The 225-nt window shown below is 63.1% G+C and carries 1 protein-coding gene; it reads right to left on the bottom strand.

Translation table 11 applies throughout. The annotated features are described in order from the left end of the window. Positions 1-225: EAL domain-containing protein (locus G5A07_RS21900; RefSeq protein ID WP_191864036.1), on the bottom strand; the 225-nt coding region annotated here is incomplete at both ends.

The following is a 225-nucleotide window of genomic DNA, read 5'->3' on the forward strand; positions in this document are numbered from 1 at the left end:
GTCCAGCGGCAGCTCGCGCAGGTAGTGCAGCGACGTATGGCCCATCCCGAAATCGTCGAGCGCGACTTTCACGCCGGCCTCGCGCAGCTGCTTCAGGTTGCCGATGGCGGTGATATCCGGCAGCAGCATCGTCGATTCAGTGATCTCCAGTTCAAGCTGGGTGGGCGACAGCCCTTCGCGACGCAGGATGTCGAGCACGTTCCGGTACAGCCTGCAGTCCAGCAA

The organism is Stenotrophomonas sp. AS012628, assembly GCF_010608305.1.
Classification (GTDB): Bacteria; Pseudomonadota; Gammaproteobacteria; order Xanthomonadales; family Xanthomonadaceae; genus Stenotrophomonas; species Stenotrophomonas geniculata.